Source organism: Nguyenibacter vanlangensis (assembly GCF_013376155.1).
Classification (GTDB): Bacteria; Pseudomonadota; Alphaproteobacteria; order Acetobacterales; family Acetobacteraceae; genus Gluconacetobacter; species Gluconacetobacter vanlangensis.
In genome coordinates, this window is the sequence record NZ_JABXXP010000413.1 from 1 (window position 1) to 2,604 (window position 2,604).

General features: G+C 68.3%; 4 protein-coding genes. All 4 read right to left on the bottom strand.

Annotated features, from left to right (window positions below; all coding sequences use genetic code 11):
• The coding region (locus tag HUK84_RS14645; RefSeq protein WP_176640944.1) for a cbb3-type cytochrome c oxidase subunit I at positions 1–1,361 on the bottom strand (1,361 nt) is incomplete at its 3' end.
• Positions 1,358–1,906, bottom strand: coding sequence for a cytochrome c oxidase subunit II (locus HUK84_RS14650; protein WP_176640945.1), 549 nt, complete (start codon positions 1,904–1,906; stop codon positions 1,358–1,360). The genes HUK84_RS14645 and HUK84_RS14650, both read right to left, overlap by 4 nt.
• A 16-nt stretch (positions 1,907–1,922) precedes the next feature.
• Positions 1,923–2,066: a hypothetical protein gene (locus tag HUK84_RS14655; protein ID WP_176640946.1), complete on the bottom strand. Its 144-nt coding sequence runs from the start codon at positions 2,064–2,066 to the stop codon at positions 1,923–1,925.
• Positions 2,063–2,604, bottom strand: a 542-nt coding sequence (locus HUK84_RS14660; RefSeq protein ID WP_218064387.1) for a c-type cytochrome, incomplete at its 5' end; no start/stop codon positions are given. The genes HUK84_RS14655 and HUK84_RS14660, both read right to left, overlap by 4 nt.

Consider the following 2,604-nt stretch of genomic DNA (forward strand, 5'->3'; position numbering starts at 1 on the left):
GGCACGCCATACAGCCCGGCCCATTGCATGCCCACGGCGAACAGCATCATCCCCGCGAACCACAGCCAGGCGGCCGCCAGCGCCAGGCGCCGGCTGACCAGCCGCCGGCCGGTCAGATGCGGCACCATCCAGAAGGTGATGGCCATGAAGGTCATCGCCGTCACGCTGCCGACCGTGACGTGGAAATGGCCGGGGACGAAAATGGTATTGTGGACGATGGCGTCCAACTGCCAGCTTCCGTTCACGATGCCCGTGGCGCCGCCCAGGATGAAGGTCACGGCCGCCAGCACCTGTGCCGCGACGCTGGGATCGCCCCAGGGCAGGGCGCGGAACCAGCCGAACAGTCCGGTCCCGCCGCGCAGCCGCCCGGCATATTCCAGGCTGAGCCCCAGGGTGAAGGCGGTGATCAGGCTGGGCATCGCCACCGACATGGTCAGCACGACCAGGATGCCGCGCCAGACCTGCGAAAAGCCGGGGTCCGCGAACTGGTGGTGGGTGCCCACCGGCAGGGCGAACACCATCAGCAGCGCGAAGGTCAGCCGTGCCATCGGGTCCGACACCAGCTTGCCGCCCGCCTGGCGCGACAGCAGCCCGTACCAGGAAATATAGGCCGGCATCAGCCAGAAATAGACGATCGGGTGTCCGGTCAGCCAGAACAGCGTGCGGTCGATGATCGGATCGACGGCGGCGATCAGCCCGATCGACCACGGGTCGAGCTGCAGCACCAGCTCGGCCAGCGCGCCGATGCCGGCCATCACCCACATCAGCATGGTCACCAGGCTCATATAGGTGACCAGCGGCGTGACCTGGCCGGGGCGGGCGCGCTTCCACGTGGCGCGCATCGCCAGCAGGATCGGCAGCGGCATCGTGCTGCCGATCGTCAGCAGGGTCATGCCGAAATAGAAGAACGGGCTGCCCTTCAGCGGCGGATAGAACGTCCACAGCACCGAGGACGAATTGTCGAACATGGCATAGAGCAGGCAGGCCGTACCCGCCGCCATCAGCCCGAAACAGACGCGCCACAGCGCCAGGCCCGGCGCCACCCCCAGTTCGCGCGCCGGCAGGTAGACCAGCAGCCCGCAGGTGACGAAGAAGGTGAAGACATAGCCGTTCAGCACGCCGTGGATCGTCAGGCCCTGATAATAGGTCTGCAGCAGCGGCCGCAGGGACGGATAGGCGTTGATCCCGGCATAGTTCAGCGCCTGCAGCGGCCCGATGGTGGCGCCGACCAAAAGGGCGCCGAAGCCCGCGACCAGGAAAGCCAGCATCATGCGCCGCATGGCCGCGTCGCGCCCAATGCCTGCGTCGCGCCCGGTGTCCGCGCGCGGTCCGGCGGCCTGCGTTGCGACCTGGATATTCATGACGGGGTCCCCGTCGTGACGGCTTGCGACGGCGTGACGACGATCCGCGCGACCATGGCATGGTGCAGCATGCCGCAATATTCGTTGCAGATGATGTGGTACACGCCCGGGCGGCGGAACGTGTATTTCACCGAGCCCACCACGCCCGGCACCGCCGTCAGGTTGACCGCCGTGCCCTGGATTTCGAAACCGTGCAGCACGTCGGCGCTGGTGACGTAAAAGGTGATTTCGGCCCCGGCGGGCACGTGGATCACGTCGGGCGACCAGTGCCAGGCCCGCCCCACCACGTAGACCGCATAGGCGTTCGGCCCCGTCCGCACGATCTTGCCGTCGGCGAACGCGGCCTCTCGCGCCGGGTCTGCCGGGTCGGCGTAGAAGGCGCCTGTCGCGGACACCAGCCCGTAATCCCGCACCACATAGAACATCGTGCCGATCGTCAGCAGCGCCAGCATGACGATCACGCAGAACGTCCAGACCCGTTCGTGCCGTTCGGCCGAGGCATGGAACGCCGCCTCGAAGGGGGTCATGCCCTGTTCCTCGCTCATCACCGCTCTCCCTGCGTCATGCGCGATGAAGGAAAATCAACGACACCAGGCCCCAGACCAGCAGGATGGCGGCCGCCAGCACGCCGCCGACCACCCAGGTGCCGACCGGGCGCACCGATCCGGGGAGCGGCGGCAGATCGCCGTTGCTTTCCATGGTCATTGGGCGTTTCCGGAGCCGCTTCCTGGGCCGTTTCCGGACAGGCTCTGGACGAAGGCGGCGACCGCCTGCATGTCGGCATCATTCATTCCCCGGACCTCCATGACCATGATCTTGCCCATCGGGTCGCGATCGCTGCCCCGTTTCCAGCGGCGCAACTGCCCCAGCACATAGGGGGCGGACTGCCCCGCCAGAGGCGGAAAGGGGCCCATGCCCTGCCCCGCCGGCCCGTGGCAGCCCGCGCAGGGCATGACCCCGGCACCTCCGCCCCCGGTTTCGAATACCGTCTGGCCGCGGGCGTGGCGGCCGGCCGGCACCGGCACCAGTGCCTCGGCATCGGCTTCGACGGGGGCGGACTGTGCCGCGTAATAGGCCGCGACGGCGCGCATCTGTTGCGGCGTCAGCGCCCGGGCGAACGGGGTCATCCAGAAGCTGGTGCGCTTGCCGGCGGCGAAGAAGGAAAGCTGCTGCTGCAGATAGGCCGGGGCGGCGCCGGCCAGGCGCGGGATCGCCATGTCCGGCTGCCCGGCCCCGTTCATCA